This is a genomic window from Paraburkholderia sp. DHOC27 (assembly GCF_003429005.1).
Taxonomy (GTDB): domain Bacteria; phylum Pseudomonadota; class Gammaproteobacteria; order Burkholderiales; family Burkholderiaceae; genus Paraburkholderia.
In genome coordinates this window covers 829,728-848,506 of sequence record NZ_QVQV01000002.1, presented here as the reverse complement: position 1 = coordinate 848,506, position 18,779 = coordinate 829,728, and the positions used below count along the sequence as shown (strand labels likewise).

The 18,779-nt window shown below is 61.2% G+C and carries 16 protein-coding genes; 11 read left to right on the top strand and 5 right to left on the bottom strand.

Translation table 11 applies throughout. The features are described from left to right. Positions 1-634 precede the first annotated feature (634 nt). Genes imuA through D0B32_RS11930 form a run of 3 tightly spaced genes read left to right on the top strand, consistent with a single transcriptional unit; the run spans position 635 to position 5,921 of the window. Positions 635-1,342 (top strand): translesion DNA synthesis-associated protein ImuA, encoded by a 708-nt coding sequence (gene imuA, locus D0B32_RS11940; RefSeq protein ID WP_117334124.1) that lies wholly within the window; start codon positions 635-637, stop codon positions 1,340-1,342. Beyond that, complete coding sequence (locus D0B32_RS11935; protein ID WP_117334123.1) at positions 1,272-2,765, top strand: DNA polymerase Y family protein; 1,494 nt, start codon at positions 1,272-1,274, stop codon at positions 2,763-2,765. The genes imuA and D0B32_RS11935 overlap by 71 nt, the downstream gene beginning before the upstream one ends. A gap of 6 nt (positions 2,766-2,771) precedes the next feature. Continuing rightward, complete coding sequence (locus tag D0B32_RS11930; RefSeq protein WP_117334122.1) at positions 2,772-5,921, top strand: error-prone DNA polymerase; 3,150 nt, start codon at positions 2,772-2,774, stop codon at positions 5,919-5,921. An 85-nt stretch (positions 5,922-6,006) separates the two neighbouring features. Here D0B32_RS11930 and D0B32_RS11925 read toward each other — a convergent pair whose 3' ends face one another. Both D0B32_RS11925 and D0B32_RS11920 read right to left on the bottom strand, forming a co-directional pair. Then, the gene (locus D0B32_RS11925; RefSeq protein WP_117334121.1) at positions 6,007-6,942 is read right to left on the bottom strand and encodes an SDR family oxidoreductase; all 936 of its coding nucleotides are present in this window, start codon (positions 6,940-6,942) and stop codon (positions 6,007-6,009) included. Between the two features lie 13 nt (positions 6,943-6,955). After that, positions 6,956-7,159: a heavy-metal-associated domain-containing protein gene (locus D0B32_RS11920; RefSeq protein WP_117334120.1), complete on the bottom strand. Its 204-nt coding sequence runs from the start codon at positions 7,157-7,159 to the stop codon at positions 6,956-6,958. Positions 7,160-7,294: 135 nt separating this feature from the next. On the opposite strand from D0B32_RS11920, the gene cueR reads away from it, so the two are divergent. The 3 genes from cueR to D0B32_RS11900 all read left to right on the top strand — a co-directional run bounded on the left by cueR (position 7,295) and on the right by D0B32_RS11900 (position 8,838). Continuing rightward, positions 7,295-7,717 carry a Cu(I)-responsive transcriptional regulator gene (gene cueR, locus D0B32_RS11910; protein WP_117334119.1) on the top strand — a complete coding sequence of 141 codons (423 nt, stop codon included), beginning with the start codon at positions 7,295-7,297 and terminating at the stop codon, positions 7,715-7,717. Between the two features lie 293 nt (positions 7,718-8,010). After that, a complete protein-coding gene (locus D0B32_RS11905; RefSeq protein WP_117334118.1) occupies positions 8,011-8,157 on the top strand; it encodes a DUF3563 family protein in 147 nt (48 codons plus the stop codon). Between the two features lie 315 nt (positions 8,158-8,472). Continuing rightward, positions 8,473-8,838, top strand: coding sequence for a hypothetical protein (locus tag D0B32_RS11900; protein ID WP_117334117.1), 366 nt, complete (start codon positions 8,473-8,475; stop codon positions 8,836-8,838). Positions 8,839-9,005: 167 nt separating this feature from the next. On the opposite strand, the gene D0B32_RS11895 is transcribed toward D0B32_RS11900, so the two are convergent. After that, entirely contained in the window at positions 9,006-9,851 is an 846-nt protein-coding gene (locus tag D0B32_RS11895; RefSeq protein WP_117334202.1) for a 23S rRNA (adenine(2030)-N(6))-methyltransferase RlmJ, read from the bottom strand. 236 nt (positions 9,852-10,087) lie between these two features. Beyond that, positions 10,088-11,059, bottom strand: a complete 972-nt coding sequence (locus tag D0B32_RS11890; protein WP_117334116.1) for an aldo/keto reductase — start codon at positions 11,057-11,059, stop codon at positions 10,088-10,090. Between the two features lie 243 nt (positions 11,060-11,302). Here D0B32_RS11890 and D0B32_RS11885 point away from each other — a divergent pair, with 243 nt between their 5' ends. Both D0B32_RS11885 and D0B32_RS11880 read left to right on the top strand, forming a co-directional pair. Then, positions 11,303-12,100: a 3-hydroxybutyrate dehydrogenase gene (locus D0B32_RS11885; protein WP_117334115.1), complete on the top strand. Its 798-nt coding sequence runs from the start codon at positions 11,303-11,305 to the stop codon at positions 12,098-12,100. A 10-nt stretch (positions 12,101-12,110) separates the two neighbouring features. Then, positions 12,111-13,349, top strand: coding sequence for a patatin-like phospholipase family protein (locus tag D0B32_RS11880; RefSeq protein WP_117334114.1), 1,239 nt, complete (start codon positions 12,111-12,113; stop codon positions 13,347-13,349). A gap of 178 nt (positions 13,350-13,527) precedes the next feature. Here D0B32_RS11880 and D0B32_RS11875 read toward each other — a convergent pair whose 3' ends face one another. Continuing rightward, the gene (locus D0B32_RS11875) at positions 13,528-14,727 is read right to left on the bottom strand and encodes an amino acid aminotransferase (protein WP_117334113.1); all 1,200 of its coding nucleotides are present in this window, start codon (positions 14,725-14,727) and stop codon (positions 13,528-13,530) included. Between the two features lie 397 nt (positions 14,728-15,124). On the opposite strand from D0B32_RS11875, the gene uvrB reads away from it, so the two are divergent. The 3 genes from uvrB to D0B32_RS11860 all read left to right on the top strand — a co-directional run bounded on the left by uvrB (position 15,125) and on the right by D0B32_RS11860 (position 18,757). Further along, complete coding sequence (uvrB, locus tag D0B32_RS11870) at positions 15,125-17,218, top strand: excinuclease ABC subunit UvrB (protein WP_117334112.1); 2,094 nt, start codon at positions 15,125-15,127, stop codon at positions 17,216-17,218. Positions 17,219-17,648: 430 nt separating this feature from the next. Continuing rightward, positions 17,649-18,197, top strand: coding sequence for an iron transporter (locus tag D0B32_RS11865; RefSeq protein ID WP_117334111.1), 549 nt, complete (start codon positions 17,649-17,651; stop codon positions 18,195-18,197). A gap of 227 nt (positions 18,198-18,424) precedes the next feature. Then, complete coding sequence (locus D0B32_RS11860) at positions 18,425-18,757, top strand: cupredoxin domain-containing protein (RefSeq protein ID WP_117334110.1); 333 nt, start codon at positions 18,425-18,427, stop codon at positions 18,755-18,757. Positions 18,758-18,779: the final 22 nt, after the last annotated feature.

Genomic DNA, 18,779 nt, shown 5'->3' with positions numbered 1-18,779 from the left:
GTGAAACGACTTCACGCCGATGATAGTGCGGATTACCCGTGTGAAAGTAGGTAATCGTCAGGCTCCCCAGCAGCAAACAGAAACCCCACCCCAACACGGTGGGGTTTCTGCGTTTACGGCCTCAGAAAAATATCGCCGCGCAATGCATCCGGGCATCCGGTTGCAGATACCAGTTGCGCACAACCTTCGTACACGCCGCACTCGCCAATCTCCTGTCAACCCATCCACCACGATTGGTCGATTCACGAGTTGTACAGCACCATTTAAGAGCTTTGTCATTAGCCGAAGGTGTCTGCGCTTCTAGATACTTTCAGATCCGCTGGCCGCCAGCCATCCCCAACATGAGCAGCCACGCGTACCAAAGTTCGCGACTGCCCAGCCCCCGCAACACCTCCAATACTTCACGCGCCGGCACATCGGCCGCACCGCGCTCCACCAAGCTGCAAGCGTCGCACCTCATCATCCCGCGCACTTTCCCGTAAGCCCCCAACAAACCAGCAGCGAGCCCCGTCTACACCGACAATTCCCACCAAAATTCACCCCCAACCATCCCCGTGGCTCTAAAAAGTGCCAGTTCACGATTCTGATTTGCGTGTAGGATACTGTATAAATATACAGGTTTTTCGCACGCTAAATGTCAGCCACCGCTATCCCTGCTGAAGAGATTCACCCGTCGCTCTGGCGAGCCTCGCAGCTCGCGCGTGGGCGTGGGCGTACGGTTGACACCGGCTATCCCGCGCTATCGGTGGAACTGCCGGGCGGTGGCTGGCCAGTCGGGGTATTGATTGATCTGCTCGTTCAGCAACCAGGCGTCGGGGAAATGCGTCTCCTGCAGCCCGCACTTGGCCTCCTGGCCAACGGGCCCATCGCCCTGGTTCAGCCGCCTCACATTCCAGATAGCCTGGGATTGGGCTACATCGGTCTGTCGCCCGATCGTCTGCTGCAAATCAACACGCCCAACAGCTCCGATGCGCTCTGGTCCGCCGAGCAGATCCTGCGCGCCGGCAGTTGCAGCGCGCTGCTTCTATGGGCGCAACACACGCAGTCGTCATCGCTGCGGCGTCTGCATCTGGCCGCGCAATCATCCGAAACACTGTTCATCATGGTCCGTCCGCTCACCGCGGCGCAGGATTCATCGCCGGCGTTACTCAGGCTGGCATTACGACCCTCCGCCGAAGGGCTGATGGTCGACATCGTGAAACGACGAGGTCCAACACGCGCAGAGCCTCTGTCGATTTCTCTTCAACCCACTCCCGTTCTGTTTTCCCGTCATGCGCGTCTTTCTCGCCGTCCATTTACCGAAGTTATCCCTCGAAGTCTTCCGGCCGAGGTGGTTGCCTGAGCCGGCACACGGCAGTGCCGTGCTGGAGAAAGACAAGGTGGTGATCGCGGACAGCGCGGCGCGCGAAGCTGGCGTGGCACTCGGCATGAAGCGTGGTGGCGTCATGACGCTAGCGCCGGAAACGGCCATGTACGAACGTGACATCGCACGTGAAGTCGCCGTGCAACGGGAAGTCAGTATGGCACTGATGAAGTTTTCGCCGGATGTAGCGCTGCTCGACGAGGCGACGGTGATCGTCGAAGTGGGCGCGAGCCTGCGGCTTTTTGGCGGTCTGTTGTCGCTATGCCGGCAGGCCAGAACCCTGCTCGATACGTTCGGCCTGACTGCCCGCATCAGTGCTGCGCCAACCGGGCAGGGCGCGTGGCTGTTGGCAAAGTATGGTCGGGGTCGCGGCGGTCGTGGCGGTGCGCGGCGCGTATTGCAGCTCGCGTCGCTTGAACGCGCGCTGCTGCCGTTGCCGATGTTCGCCGTCCCCGAGATTCACCCGTTCATCGACTGGTTCACGGGCCTCGGCTGCGAAACGATCGCCGATGTTCGCCGCCTGCCGCGCGCGGGTTTGCAGCGCCGCTGTGGCGAGCATCTGCTGGACTCGCTGGATCGTGCCTTCGGCACGGCACCGGAACTGTTCGACTGGCTCGAGTTGCCGCCCACCTTTGGCGCGCGCATCGAATTGCCCGATCGTCTGGAGCACGCAGACGGCGCGGTGTTTGCCGCGCATCGTCTGATCGTGCAACTGTGCGGCTGGCTGTGCGCGAAGCAACTGGCGGTCACGGCAATTACCCTCTCGATCGAACACGAGCGCGGCAGACAGGCACTCGCCCCCACGTTGATCGACATTGCACTCGCTGAGCCAACATGGCGTGAGGACCATCTGCTGCGGCTCGTGAAGGAGCGGCTGCATCGCGTGGAACTCGCGGCGCCGGCCATTGCGTTACGGCTCGATGCATCGAAGGTCGAAGCGGCCGCACCTGATACGACCGATCTGTTTCCCGAGCCCGGTGGTTCGCCCGAAGACCACGCGCGTCTGATCGAGTTACTGATCGCGCGCCTCGGCGACAAAAACGTACTGCGTCCCGCGCCAACAGCGGACTACCGGCCGGAGGTCGCGAACCGCTGGGTGCCGGTCAACGAGGTAACGCGCCGCGTCAGCTTGCCCGACAGCCTGCCGCGCCCTACGTGGATGCTGGCCACGCCCGTGCGTCTGATCATGCGTCAGCATCGGCCGTTCTACGGTTCGCCGCTGCGCATGATGTCGCCAGGCGAGCGTATTGAAGCGGGCTGGTTCGACGGCGCGCTCGTCACGCGCGATTACTTTGTCATGCAGGCGGACGATCACAGTTGCTATTGGGTCTATCTCGAGCGCATCAGTAGCCGCGACGCCGAAGAAGCGCCGCGCTGGTTTCTTCACGGCCTGTTCGGATGACGCGTCATGGACTCGACTTTCACCGCGCTACCGGCGTATGCCGAGCTGTTCTGCTTTTCCAACTTCACGTTCCTGCATGGCGCGTCGCATGCCGAGGAGCTTGCTGAGCGCGCCGCGCAACTGGGTTATGCGGGGCTGGCCGTCACGGATGAATGCTCGCTCGCGGGCGTGGTACGCGCGCACGTCGCGGCGAAAAAAGTGGATTTGCCGCTCGTCATTGGCTCGTATTTCCAGTTGCGCAACGCCGATGGTTCGCCCGCATTCGGACTGATTCTGCTTGCGCAGAACCGCGAGGGCTACGGCAATCTGTCGGAGTTGATTACGCTTGCGCGAACGCGCGCACCGAAGGGCGAATATCGTTTGACGCCGTACGACCTGTCGCGCCCCGAGCGTGACAATGCGCATCTGCGCGGCATGCCTGATTGCCTCGCGATCCTTGTGCCGAGCTTTCCCGCCAGGGAGGAGGCGCTGGAGGCGCAGATCGAATGGCTCGATGAAACCTTTCCGGGCCGTGCGTGGGTCGGGCTCGTGCTTCATCAGCGCGCTATGGACGATATCCATCGCGGCGCGCTCGAATACGGTGCGAATCGCCAAAATGTGCCGGTGGTCGCACTCGGCAACGTCGTGATGCACGTGCGTTCGCGCAAGCCGTTGCAGGACACGATGACGGCGATCCGCGTCGGCAGGCCGGTGCATGAATGCGGCTACGAACTCGCGCCGAATGCCGAGCAGCATCTGCGTTCGCGGCTGCGAATCGCCAATCTTTACCCCGAGCCAACTGTGCAGGAGACGATCAGTGTGCTTAGCCGTTGCACGTTCTCGCTCGATGAACTCAAGTACGAATACCCTGATGAACTCGTGCCCGAAGGGTTAACGGCCGCGTCCTATCTTCGTCAGGAAACGTATATCGGGGCGCACCGGCGGTTCTCTTCAGGGATCCCCTACAACGTCCAGCAACAGATCGAACATGAACTCGCGCTGATTGCGGAACTGGGATACGAACCGTACTTTCTGACGGTCTACGACATCGTCAGCTACGCGCGTAGTCAGCACATTTTGTGTCAGGGGCGCGGCTCGGCGGCCAATTCCGCCGTGTGCTATTGCCTCGGCGTCACGGAAGTCGATCCCGCACGCGGCAACATGCTGTTCGAGCGTTTTATTTCCAAGGAGCGTGGTGAGCCACCGGACATCGACGTCGACTTCGAGCATCAGCGGCGCGAGGAAGTGATCCAGTACATCTATCGCAAGTATGGCCGTGAACGCGCGGCGATTGCGGCAGCCGTGTCCACCTACCGGCCGCGCGGTGCGCTGCGTGAGACCGGCAAGGCGCTGGGGATCGATCCGCAGATCGTCGATGCCGTCGCCAAGTCGCATCACTGGTTCGACAACAGCCATGATCTGCTGAAACGTTTCGAAGAGTCAGGCCTCGATCCGGAAAAGCCGCTGATCCAGGCGTGGGCGAAACTGGCGTCGCAGTTGCTCAACTTCCCGCGGCATCTGTCGCAGCATTCTGGCGGCTTCGTGATCAGCCGCGGCAAGCTCACGCGTCTCGTGCCGGTCGAGAATGCGGCGATGGCTGATCGCTCGGTGATCCAGTGGGACAAGGATGATCTCGAATCACTTGGACTACTAAAAATTGATGTGCTCGCGCTCGGCATGCTGTCGGCGATCCGGCGCGCGCTCGATCTCGTCTCCGATCGGCGCGGTGAGCGCTTCGACATGCAGGACATCCCGCCGGAAGACGAAGCTACCTACGACATGATTTGCCGCGCCGATACCGTGGGCGTGTTCCAGATCGAATCGCGTGCGCAGATGAGCATGCTGCCGCGTTTGCGCCCGCGTGCGTTCTACGATCTCGTCATCGAAGTGGCGATCGTACGTCCAGGTCCGATTCAGGGCGGTGCCGTACACCCCTATTTGCGGAGGCGTCAGAAGCTGGAACCGGAAACCTATCCGAGCGAAGCGCTGAGAGAAGCGTTGGGACGCACGATGGGCGTGCCGATCTTTCAGGAGCAGGTAATGCAGGTGGCGATTCTCGCCGCCGGCTTCACGCCAGGCGAAGCCGATGAACTGCGCCGCTCGATGGCCGCATGGAAGCGCAAGGGTGGGCTGGAGAAATACTACGACCGCATTATCAAAGGGATGGAGGAGCGTAATTACGAGCGCAGCTTCGCCGAAGCGATCTTCGAGCAGATCAAAGGTTTCGGTGAGTATGGTTTTCCGGAGAGCCACGCGGCGAGTTTCGCGTTGCTCGTCTATGCGAGCAGTTGGCTGAAGTGCCACGAGCCCGAGGCGTTTCTCACGGCCATGCTCAACAGCCAGCCTATGGGGTTTTATTCGCCGTCGCAACTCGTGCAGGACGCGCAGCGGCATGACGTCAGGGTGTTGCCGGTGGATGTGGCGATCAGTGGCTGGGATTCGACGCTCGAACCGGTCGAAGGCGTTGCGCGGCCGGCGGTTCGACTCGGACTATCTTTGCTGCGCGGCATGAAAGATGGTGCTGCAGAGCGCATCGAGATTTCGCGTGCGGTGCGGCCGTTCAAAAACGTGCAGGACCTGGCGCGCCGCGCGCAACTCAACCGCCACGATCTGCACGTGCTGGCCGACGCGAATGCGCTGGCATCGCTTGCAGGCAATCGCCGCGAAGCATTGTGGCATTCGGTCGCCGCGGTGCCCGACAAGGACATGCTGGCCATTGCTGCCGTGCAGGATGAGACACCGGAACTGGGCGCGCCGTCCGAAGCGAACGATATCGTCGCGGATTATCGCTCGGTGGGACTTACGCTAGGGCGTCATCCGCTTGAATTGTTGCGCCCGCAACTACTGGCCAACCGGCTGATGCCGGCCGCGACGCTGCGCAGCTATCCTGATGGACGTCTGGCGCGCGCTTGCGGAATCGTCACGGTGCGGCAGCGGCCGGGCACAGCCAAAGGAGTGATCTTCGTGACGATTGAAGATGAAACCGGCAACGTCAATGTGATCGTATGGCCGAGTTTGCTCGAGCGGCAGCGTAAGGAAGTGTTGGGGGCGTCGCTGCTCGCGGTGTATGGCGTCTGGCAGTGTGAAGGGGAAGTGCGGCACCTCGTTGCGCAGCGGCTGGTTGATATGTCGCATCTGCTGGGTGGATTGCAGTCGCAAAGCAGGGATTTTTGCTGAGGTTGCGTGGTTTTCGCTTCGCGGCCCGGCATGGTTTGCCGGGGCCGCGATGTTCAGCCAGATGCCACAACGGGCGCGTCAGAACTCACGACGACCCGGCAGCGTCACCGGGCCACGGAAACTTCACCAGCACCTCGCGAATGGCCGTGTCGAAACGCGTACGGCGTCCGATGCCGAGCGCTTCTAGACGGCTCGAATCCAGATGACAGTTGTGCGGACGTGGCGTCGCATCCGTCGGCGTGTATTGCGGTGTGAGTCTCGCCTCGCCGAGTTGCAGCGCCTCGGCAAGCCGTAATGCAATCTCATACTTCGTCATCGGCTCCTCGCCCGACCACTGCGCGATGCCGTTGATCGCTTCACCGCGCGCATGATGTTCGAGCATCTGACGAATCACGAACGCCACATCGGGTGTGAACGTCGGATAGCGAATCGCCCATGCGTCCATGACAGCGGGCTTCGTATCAGCCGTGCCGTGCGCCGACGCGGCGATGGCCGGCACGAGGCTGGTCACCGCGGATTCAGTCCAGTCCACGATCGGGCCGTACAGCAGCGGCAAACGCAGCACGCAACCGAACGCGGTCGTCTCGGCGAGCGCGCGTTCGCCGTCCAGCTTGCTGCGGCCGTACGCATTGAGCGGCGAGGGCCGGGCATCGTAGCGATAGGGCGGCTGCGAACCGTCGAACACGTAGTCCGTGGAGATGGACAGCACCCACGCGCCGCGTCGTGCCGCCGCCTGGGCCACATAACGCACGGCATCCACATTCAACGCACGGGCGAGCGCCGGATCATGCTCGCAGACATCCGGACGCCGTTCGGCCGCCGCGACGACCACGGCGTCGGGCGCCTCGCGCTCGATAAACTGCGCAACCGCCTGAGCATCGCGGATGTCCAGCGCTATCAGCTGCGACCCCGCGCGCCGGAACGCGGTCGAGACCACCTGCCAGTCCGGTTGCAGCGCCAGTTCGTCAGCCAGCGCACGTCCCAGCAAGCCGGACGCACCGAGCACGGCAACCTTGAACATGCGCTCTCCTCGCTCAGCCACCGGCCGTGACGGTATAACCGGCCTCGTCGATGGCGGCCTTCAACGCTTCGGTCGATTGCGTCGAATCGACCGCGACGCGGCCCGTGGCGAGATCGACGCTGACCTGCGCCGACGCGTCGTGTTCGCGAATGGCATTGGTAACTGCCGCGACGCAATGCTGGCAACTCATGCCTTCTACCTGAAATTCGATCGTCATCTGAATGTACCTTTGAGAAAACGTGCTGATTACGTGGGTTGAATTATGCCCGCCGGCACGCACCTGAGTGCTGAGCTTCCCATCGTGGGAAGGTGTAGCATCGACCGACAGACTGAAGAATCAAGGAAAGCAGCCATGAACATTGGTGAAGCGGCCCGCGCATCGGGCGTCACGGCGAAGATGATTCGCTACTACGAAAGTGTGGGCTTGCTGTCGGCGAAAGCTCGCACGACGGCCGGGTATCGCGTCTACGGAGCGCAGGAAGTGCATTCGTTGCGCTTTATCCGTCAGGCGCGGCGCCTCGGATTTCTGGTCGAGGACATTCGTCGTCTGCTGGCTCTGTGGCAGGACCGCTCGCGTGCCAGCGCCGAAGTGAAAGCCATCGCGCTCGAGCATGTTGCGGATCTCGACCGCCGGATCGCAGAACTCACGGAAATGCGGGATACGTTGTCTCATCTCGCTGATCACTGTCACGGGGATGCACGGCCGGATTGCCCAATCATCGAAGGTCTTGCCGACCCTGACGCTTCGGATGCTCAAGCTTGCCATGCGCACTGAAGCCAGAGGTGCAACCGGAATAGCGCGCCGGCCAAGCATTCAAAATGCACCTATATGGTGCTAAAAACTCATTGGAGGCGATGGCTGTAGGGCATTTCTCTGCTAATTGCGCGAAAAATCAACGGCTTATTCGCGCTCTGTGAATGCACCATTCCAAAACGGAATGCACGGTATTCGGGCATTTCACTAGCAAGGTTGCACCATAAGCCTATAATGCGGGTTAACCCTTTTTAAGGGTAATCCCTGATGTCGAATCCACCGGGGATTCAATTTTTTGATCCTTGGAGAACATCATGTTTGCATATCTCGTCGAAAAGCTAAGCACCTGGTTTGAAACCGCCGAACGTAGCCGTCGTGAAGCCTACCTCGCGTCTTCGTCGGACATCGTCCAACTCGAACAACGTATCCGCTCGCTCGAAACGAACGGCTACACGCTGTAAAAACCGGAAGTAAGCGGTCGTCGTACGTCAGTTCAGCAATAACGCAGCTTGCTCCCACAAGATCCGTTTCCGGAGCGCGCGGTTGCCGCGGTTGCAGTAATAAAGCGTCAAGCCCCGTATCGACGGGGCTTTGTCACATCTGGCGCCTTCAGTTTGCGCGCCACCGCCCTACGTTCCAGCAACCTTCCACGTATGAAGCGGCCATTGGCTGTTGCGAACCGGTCAATGTGGACTAGCTTGAACCTTGCCACCGCGGTAAGGTAAAGCGTTTTTTGCGTAACCCGGCATTCTCACAACTAACCCGGTCCACCGCTCATGCTTCCAGTCCGTCTGATTCGCTCAAAGAAGGGCGCGTTCGCGCCTGGGCTGTTCGCCGTCCTCTCGATGCTGACGTTGGCGTCCGCTGCGTTTGCGGCATCTGCAAGCGCCGGGCAACCCGAGATCCTCGACACGCAGCACGGCATTAGCGACGGCCACAAAGGCACCGTGTTGCAGACTGCGCCGCTTTCGCATCAACGCATCGTAGAGGCGCAGCCGATTGCCAGCCCTACCGAACTGACGCCGAATTCGTCGACGCCGATCATCGTCGCGCCTTATATCCAGTTGCCCGGCGGGAACGGCGGGGGAACGTCGGCACCAAATCCCAGGCCGCAACCGCGTTCGGTATCACCATCACAGTAACGCCTGGCTGAGAACGGGTGCACCCCGGCGGACGAGCAATCAGCCAGACGGGCGATATCGCAGCATGAGCGCGCGTTAGTGCCTGTCAGAGCGTGCCAGTGCGTGCCAGTGCGTATGAACACCTGAATGCGCACGCGACCTGAATCTCGACCGCCGATTTCAGCCGTTCAATCGCCTCGATGTTCGAGCTTGAACTGCGCTGCCTTGTCCTGGCCGAGCGCCTGAACCAGCCAGGGCATGGTTTCCTTCAACGTTTTGGCCAGCGTGTAGGGCGGGTTGAGAATGAACATGCCGCTACCGAAGAGCCCGAAGCCATCCGTGGGCGGGTTGCTTACTGTCAGCGAGACATGCAACCAGTTGCGCTCCTGCAACTTCTTCAACTGATCCGGAAAGCGTTGCGATTCGAGGCGAGTCACCTGCGGATACCAGACCGCGTAGGTGCCGGTCGCGAAACGCTTCAGGCTTTCCTCGACACAATTCAGCGTGCGTGAGTAGTCACGCTTGTCTTCGAACGACGGATCGACCAGCATCAGCGCGCGCCGTGGCGGCGGGGGCAACAATGCTTTCACGCCATCGAAGCCGTCACCTGCATAGAGCATGGCGCGCCGGCCCGCATCGCGGAAATTGTGCTGCAACACGTCGATCTCCGTGCTGTGCAATTCGAACAGCCGCATGCGGTCCTGCTCGCGCATCAGGCGCCAGGCGAGATAAGGCGAGCCGGGATAGAACCTGAGATTGCCGTCCGCGTTGAGCGCGGCCACTTCGTCGACGTAATCGGCCAGCATCGGCGGCAGGTCGTTACGTCCCCACAGCTTGCCGATGCCGGTCTCGAACTCGCCGGTTTTCGTGGCATAGCCATCCGTCAGCGAATACACGCCGGCGCCCGCGTGCGTGTCGATATACCAGTACGCCTTGTCTTTCTGGGCGAGATAGCGCAACAACTGCACGACGACGGCGTGCTTCAAAACGTCGGCGTGATTGCCTGCATGAAAGGCGTGACGGTAACTGAGCATGATCAGGTGAGACTCGAAAGAGGGCGTGCCGGTCAGTGCGACCCCGAAGATGGGACCGCCCGTGCAGAAGTGCGGCACGGCGCGACCGGTGTGCAGATGCAAGGTGGTCGCGTATTGTACGCGAGCCTGCGCGGCAGGACCGGGCCGACCCGCGCCAGCCCGGTGCCCGATCCACACTGATCACGCCGGCCGCATTCCGTACGTGACGCGCCGCGCAAGATGCGCGGCGACGCCAATCACTGATACGCGTCGCCGACGATCTCTTCGATCTTCAGTTTGATCTCCGGCGTGATCTTCTCGGCCACCTCTTGCGACTTCATGTTTTCTGCAATCTGCTCGACGCGCGACGCGCCGGTGATGACGGTGCTGACATGCGGATTCTTCAGGATCCATGCAATGGCCAGTTGGCCGACCGTGCAACCCAGTTCGTCGGCGACGTTGCCGAGCTTGCCGACCACGCCGTTCTTGCCCGCATCCGTGACCTGCTTGCGCAGCCAGTCGTAGCCTTGCAGTTGCGCGCGGCTGTCCGCCGGCACGCCGTCGCGATACTTGCCGGTCAGCAGGCCCGACGCCAGCGGGCTCCACGTGGTCAGGCCGAGCCCGATGTCCTCGTACAGCCGCTTGTATTCCTCTTCGACGCGCTTGCGATGGAACAGGTTGTACTGCGGCTGCTCCATGACCGGCTTATGCAGGTGATGCCGCTCCGCGATGTCGTAAGCGGCGCGGATCTCGTCGGCGCTCCATTCGGAGGTGCCCCAGTACAGCGCCTTGCCGCGCGTGATCATGTCGCTCATCGCCCAGACGGTCTCCTCGACCGGCGTGTTCGGGTCCGGGCGATGGCAGAACACCAGATCCACATAGTCCAGCTGCAGACGCTGCAGCGAGGCGTCGATGGCATTCAGCAAATACTTGCGGTTCAGCGTGTGGTACTGGTTAGGCGCTTCCTGCAGACCCCAGAAGAATTTGGTCGACACCACGTAGCTGATGCGCGGCCAGTCCAGTTCCTTCAGCGCCTGACCCATGATCTCTTCAGACTGGCCGCCAGCGTAGACCTCGGCATTGTCGAAGAAATTGACCCCAGCGTCGCGGGCCGCCGCCAGTGACTCGCGCGCGGCGCGCCGATCGACCTGGTTGCCGTACGTTACCCACGACCCGATGGATAGTTCACTGACCTGCAGGCCTGAGCGGCCGAGACGACGATAATTCATGCATTTCTCCTTGCAAGGTGATCGGTAGGCATCCGCGCCTGTCGGCAAGATCAGGCCGTGGAAACTGACAGTTTAAGAGATAAGAGGGGATGCGCGGTTTACCGCTACGTGTCACGGGCTTCATGCACAATAGCAAAGTTGGCCGCAGTGCAGCATTCGGCCGAATGGCCTATGCCGTCTGGTCAGCTTCACGCCGCATGCGCGTCGTGGTCTCATTGCTCATCAACCGTATGGAGGCTCTGAATGTCGTCACAAAACACGAATCTGAATGGCAAGGTTGCAGTGGTTACGGGCGCTGCGAGCGGGATCGGCAAGGAGATCGCGCTGACCTTGTCCGCAGCCGGCGCGGCGGTTGCCATCGCCGACCTGAACCAGGACGGTGCTAACGCGGTTGCGCAGGAAATCAAGCAGGCCGGCGGCAAGGCGATCGGCGTGGCGATGGACGTCACCAACGAAGAGGCCGTCAATCAGGGTATCGACAAGGTGGCCGCGGAACTCGGCTCAGTTGACATTCTGATTTCAAATGCCGGTATCCAGATCGTCAATCCCATCGAAAACTATTCGTTTTCCGACTGGAAGAAGATGCAGGCCATCCACGTGGACGGCGCGTTCCTCACCACCAAGGCAGCCTTGAAGCACATGTACAAGGACGACCGCGGCGGCATCGTCATCTACATGGGTTCCGTGCACTCGCACGAAGCGTCGCCGCTCAAGTCGGCTTACGTCGCGGCCAAGCATGCGTTGCTGGGCCTCGCGCGCGTGCTGGCGAAAGAGGGCGCAAAACACAACGTCCGTTCGCACGTGGTTTGCCCCGGTTTCGTGCGCACACCGCTCGTCGACAAGCAGATTCCCGAGCAGGCCAAGGAACTCGGCATCAGCGAGGAAGAGGTGATTCGCAACGTCATGCTGGGCGGCACCGTGGACGGCATCTTCACCACCGTCGAAGACGTCGCTCAAACCGTGCTGTTCCTGTCCACCTTCCCGAGCGCGGCATTGACCGGCCAATCCTTCATTGTGAGCCACGGCTGGTTCATGCAATAAGGAGGCGGTCATGGCGCAACCCCATGTCAAGCAGGCGCGTGCCGGCACCCCCGATCTCGGGGATGGCGAGCAGGCCGGCGCAGCGGCGGGCGTTCGCGCCAGCCATCCCATTCACTTGCCGCAGTACGAAACCATTGCACTGATGCTGCAAGGTGGCGGCGCGCTCGGCGCCTATCAGGCGGGTGTGTTTCAGGGGCTTTCCGAGCGTGGCATCCAGCCAAACTGGATCGCAGGCATTTCAATCGGAGCCCTGAATACGGCGATCATTGCCGGCAATGCGCCGGAGCATCGCGTGGGGCGGCTGCTCGAATTCTGGGAGACCATTTGTCAACCGGCTTTTGCGCCGCCTTTGCCGCCGTTTCTCGAACACACGCTGTTCGATTCTTCGGACACGGTGCGCAAGGCATTCACCGCCATGCAGGCCGCAGGTGCAATCGTCCAGGGGCAGAAAGGGTTCTTTGTGCCGCGCTTTCCGCCGCCGTTGCCCACGGTTTCAGGGCCACCGCAGAACGCCAGTTACTACGACACGTCGCCAATGAAGGCGACGCTCGAAAAGCTCTGCGATTTCGACCGCATCAATTCGGGCGAAACGCGCGTGTCGATTGGCGCGGTGAACGTCGGATCGGGCAACTTCGCCTACTTCGACAATACCCACATGAAACTGCGGCCGGAGCATTTCATGGCGTCGGGCTCGTTGCCGCCCGGCTTTGGCGCAATGGAAATCGACGGGCAGTACTACTGGGACGGCGGCTTGATGTCGAACACGCCGCTCTACGAGGTGATACAAACCACGCCGCGTCGTGACACGCTCGCCTTCCAGGTGGACCTGTGGAGTGCGATCGGGCCGGTGCCGGACAATATCACCGACGTGCAGGGCCGCATGAAGGACATTCAGTATTCGAGCCGCACGCGTCTCGTGACTGACATGCTGCAGCGTTCGCAGCGTTTCAGGCATGTGTTGCGGGAAGTGCTCGACCGCGTGGCGCCGGAGCATCGTGACGATCCCTGGTGCAAGCTGGCCGATGAACTGTCGTGTTCGAAACGCTACAACGTCATCCATCTGATCTACCGGCAGAAGGAGTACGAAGGGCATTTCAAGGACTTTCAGTTTGGCCTGTCCACCATGCGCGAACATTGGGAAAGCGGCTTGGAGGATATTCGCGCATCACTCGCTCAACCCGACTGGCTGGCAATGCCGCAAAACGATTCAGGGTTCGTGACACACGACATCCACCGCGACATGCGTTGAAGTGATGCGTTGATTAGCAGGCGTCGATGTGGGTCTTTTGATCTAACGTAAACGTGGCAAACGCAAAGCCAAACAAAAACGGCGCCCTTCAAACGAAGGGCGCCGTTTTTTTCAATCAGCGGCTCAAGCGCAAACGCTGAAAGTGGCAGCGCGAATCCGCGCCGCCATGCGTGCAGTCTTACTTCAAAACGTGAGCAATCGCGTTAGCCACGACATCGAGGTTGCGGGTGTTCAGCGCGGCCACGCAGATGCGACCCGTGCTCACCGCATAAATACCGAATTCTTCACGCAGGCGATCCACTTGCGGAGAAGTCAGACCCGAGTACGAAAACATGCCACGCTGTGCGTTCACGAAGCTGAAGTCGCGGTCCACGCCGCTTGCCTTCAGACGTTCCACCAGACCATTGCGCATGGCGCGGATACGATCGCGCATTTCGCCGAGTTCCGATTCCCACGTAGCGCGCAGTTCAAGCGAACCGAGCACTGCCGCGACCACCGAGCCGCCGTGCGTGGGCGGGTTCGAATAGTTCGTGCGGATGACGCGCTTGAGTTGCGACAGCACGCGCGCAGCTTCTTCCTTGCTGCCGGTGATGATGGACAGTGCACCAATGCGCTCGCCGTATAGCGAGAACGACTTCGAGAACGACGACGACACGAACACGTTCAGTTCAGCCTGTGCAAACAGACGTACTGCTGCGGCATCCGCTTCGATGTTGTCGCCAAAGCCCTGATAGGCGATGTCGAGGAACGGCACCAGTTGGCGCGCCTTCACGACTTCGACGATCTGTTGCCACTGGGCAGCCGTCAGGTCGACGCCGGTCGGGTTGTGGCAGCAGGCGTGCAGCACCACGACCGTGCCAGCCGCGTAGCCATTGAGCGCCGCCAACATGCCTTCGAAGTTCACGCCGTGGGTTGCCGCGTCGTAGTAGGGATACGACACCACTTCGAAGCCCGCGCTTTCGAACAACGCGCGGTGGTTTTCCCAGCTCGGGTCGCTGATGGCGACCTTCGCAGCCGGATTGACACGCTTCAGGAAGTCCGCGCCGATCTTCAGCGCGCCCGTGCCGCCCAGCGCCTGCGCGGTCACCACGCGACCCGCGGCGATCAGCGGCGAGTCGTTGCCGAGCAGCAGTTTCTGCACGGCCGCATCGTAGGCGGCAATGCCTTCAATGGGCAAATAGCCGCGCGGCAGCGCCGCTTCGACGCGTGCCTTCTCCGCGTCGCGCACGGCGCGCAGCAGCGGAATCTTGCCTTCTTCGTTGAAGTAGACGCCCACGCCAAGATTGACCTTGGTGGTACGTGCATCTGCATTGAAAGCTTCGTTCAGGCCCAGGATCGGGTCGCGGGGAGCAAGTTCGACGGCGGAGAACAGAGACATGATGGTTCGGCAGTAGTGAAAAGAGGGACGGCTCAGGCAGGGCTGCGGCCCGGCGGCTAGCCGGCGCGATGTGCGGGACGTGTGGACCGGATCGCGGAGGGCAGCGGCGAGCACAGCTTGCCATTGTAGCGAATCCCGGCACGTTTTTCGGGATCCCGCGCGCTCCGATGGGGATTATTTGCTTGAAAAACAGCGCTTTGGCTCCACTTCCGATGCGCAGGCGGAATCTCGCCATCCCCGCGCAGCAGGGCGGCAGGGCACACCGGCAAGGGCTTTCGCAGCCCGCCGGTTTCCCGATCGTCCGGCCTCGACAGCAGTGTCGTGCGCGTGCCCCGCCGCCGCCCGCGATCCCGCAAACCGCTAGAATGATCCTTTGCCCAGGCCCGGTGCCGCTCCCATGTCCGAACATCATCTGACTGAAGTCAACGACGCCCTCGACGAGTCGAAATTCGTGACGTTCGAAGGCTCGCCGTTTCAGCTTTACCAGCCGTACCCGCCCGCCGGCGACCAGCCCACCGCCATCGACACGCTCTGCGAAGGCGTCGAAGACGGTCTGTCGTTTCAGACCTTGCTCGGCGTGACCGGCTCCGGCAAGACCTTCACGATGGCCAACACCATCGCGCGGCTTGGCCGGCCGGCCATTGTGTTCGCGCCGAACAAGACGCTCGCGGCGCAGCTCTACTCGGAGTTCCGCGAGTTCTTTCCGCGCAATGCCGTCGAGTACTTCGTCTCGTACTACGACTACTATCAGCCGGAAGCCTACGTCCCGCAGCGCGATCTGTTTATCGAGAAGGATTCTTCGATCAACGAGCACATCGAGCAGATGCGGCTGTCGGCCACCAAGAGTCTAATGGAGCGTCGCGACGTGGTGATTGTGGCAACGGTGTCCGCGATTTACGGTATCGGTAATCCGTCCGAATATCATCAGATGATTCTGACGCTGCGCACCGGCGACAAACTCGGCCAGCGCGACATCATCGCGCGTCTGATTGCGATGCAGTACAGCCGCAACGAAACCGAGTTCCAACGCGGCGCGTTTCGCGTACGTGGTGACACGATCGACATCTTCCCGGCCGAGCATGCGGAAATGGCCGTGCGCGTTGAATTGTTCGACGACGAAGTGGAAACGCTGCAACTGTTCGATCCACTTACCGGACGCGTGCGTCAGAAGATTCCGCGCTTCACCGTGTATCCGTCGTCGCACTATGTGACGCCGCGCGAGACCGTGATGCGCGCCGTCGAAACCATCAAGGCGGAACTGCGCGAGCGGCTCGAGTTTTTCTATCAGGGCGGCAAGCTGGTGGAGGCGCAGCGCCTCGAGCAACGCACCCGCTTCGATCTGGAAATGCTCCAGGAACTGGGCTTCTGCAAGGGCATTGAGAACTACTCGCGGCACTTTTCGGGCGCTGCGCCCGGCGAGCCGCCGCCGACGCTCGTCGACTATCTGCCCACTGACGCGCTGATGCTGCTGGATGAATCGCACGTGCTGATTGGCCAGTTGAACGGCATGTACAACGGCGACCGCGCGCGTAAGGAAAATCTGGTCGACTACGGTTTCCGCCTACCGTCCGCGCTGGACAACCGGCCGCTCAAGTTCAACGAATTCGAGCGCAAGATGCGCCAGGTGGTGTTCGTCTCGGCCACGCCTGCGGACTACGAGCAGAAGACGGCCGGGCAGGTGGCCGAGCAACTGGTGCGTCCTACCGGCCTCGTGGATCCTGAGATCGAGGTGCGTCCGGCGCGTACCCAGGTTGATGACGTGTTGTCCGAGATCAACGAACGCGTGAAGGCGGGCGACCGCGTGCTGGTTACGGTGCTAACCAAGCGCATGGCCGAACAGTTGACCGAGTTTCTCGCGGACCACGGCGTCAAGGTGCGTTATCTGCACAGCGACATCGACACGGTCGAGCGGGTTGAAATCATCCGCGATCTGCGGCTTGGCACCTTCGACGTGCTGGTCGGGATCAACCTGCTGCGCGAAGGGCTCGACATTCCCGAGGTCTCGCTGGTGGCGATTCTGGACGCGGACAAGGAGGGTTTCCTGCGCGCCGAGCGTTCGCTGATCCAGACTATCGGCCGGGCGGCGCGCAATGTGAACGGCCGCGCCATTCTGTATGCGGACCGCATTACGGATTCGATGCGTCGCGCAATTGATGAGACCGAGCGCCGTCGCACGAAGCAGATCGCTTTCAACGAGAAGATGGGCATCACGCCGCGTGGGGTGGTCAAGCGCATCAAGGACATCATCGACGGGGTGTACAACGTCGACGAGGCACGTGCCGAACTCAAGGAGCAGCAACAGCGCGCCAAGTTCGAGGACATGTCCGAGAAGCAGTTGGCCAAGGAACTCAAGCGCCTCGAGAAACAGATGATGGAGCACGCCAAGAATCTGGAATTCGAAAAGGCGGCTCAGACGCGTGACCAGTTGGCGCTGCTGCGCGAGCGCGTGTTTGGGGCGAATGTCGGCGATCATTTGACTGGGACGAACTGACGCAGATTGGGGCGGGGGCGGAGCGGGGTGGTTGAGCCCGCTTCGGCCTGAAGTCTTTGCCGCAGCCGCGGCCCAAGCCCAAGCCACGCCCTAGCATCACAAGCCAGTCCCTCCATCCCTACGCCTCGCTCAAACCCCACCCGCCCAAGCTCTACCTTTCACTCAGTCCCCCAAACACGGCTTTCTGTAATCTATTTCTGATGCCGCGTGCTGATGCGCCTTACACCACCTCGGCACACAAAACCCCATACCCCACAAGGCTTCCATCCCTGCCCAGTTTGTCCTTGATGCCAAAGAATGCTAAACTTCGAGCAATATTGAGAATGGTTCGCATTATCGTTGGTAATTGAATGCAATCAATTTGCATGGAACGAATTGCCCCGTTTTCAGCCCGATCCGTTATCAGGTCTTCGAAAAACAAGGAGTTTCAATGCGCGTCTCTTCATTCCTCGGCAGTGGCATCGTGACCCTCGCCGCGCTCGCGACGGTCTCGGCTACGGCCGCCGAATATCCCATCGGCAAGCAGCAGATCCAGGGCGGCATGGAAATCGGCGCGGTCTACCTGCAGCCGATCACGATGGAACCGGAAGGGATGATGCGTAAGGCATCGGATTCGGACGTCCATCTGGAAGCCGACATTCACGCCGTCAAGCAAAACCCCACGGGTTTTGCCGAAGGCGACTGGATGCCGTACCTGCAGGTGAGCTACGAGCTGACGAAGGCTGGTTCTTCGCAGACGCAGAAGGGCGACATGATGGCGATGGTCGCCGACGACGGCCCGCACTACGGTGACAACGTCAAGCTGCAAGGTCCGGGCAAATATCACCTCAAGCTCTTCATCGCACCGCCCATGCAAATGGGCCACATGGCGTTTGGCCGTCACGTCGACAAGGAGACCGGCGTCGGTCCCTGGTTCAAGCCGTTCACGCTCGAATACGACTTTACGTACGCCGGCATCGGCAAGAAAGGCGGGTATTGAGTGTACTGATTGGCGCGGCCAGCGTCGCCGCGGAGCAGACTGCCGAAGCGCAGCCGCGCGCAGCATCGCGGCATGCAGTTCACGCTTCACGCACGTCACACGCTTTGCAAGCAACGTGTGCGTCTCAAACGACACATCCGCACGGACATGACGAGGCGTGAAGCTCCTGCGACGTATCCGGCGCGCCAATGGCCTGTGACAACACGCCGTGTTTTCTGGAAGGACCAATGAGAATCAACCGAAAGATCGCAATCGTGGCCATGACGACGTCGCTCGTCGGCGCCGCGCACGCCGCCGACTTGCCGACCTTCAAGCTCGAAATGACGGACGGCAAGCTCAATCCGGCGCGCATCGAGGTGCCGGCCGGGCAACGTATCAAGATCGAGGTGCGCAATACGGGTAAGGGCGCGGCTGAGTTCGAGAGCGTCCAGTTGCGTAAGGAAAAAGTGCTGGCGCCGGGCGCGGATTCGTTCGTCGTCATCGCGCCGCTGTCGCCGGGCGAATACAAGTTTTTCGACGACTTCCATCAGCAGGCGCAGGGCGTGATCGTCGCCAAGTAGTCGCGACGTGTAGCAGCGCGAG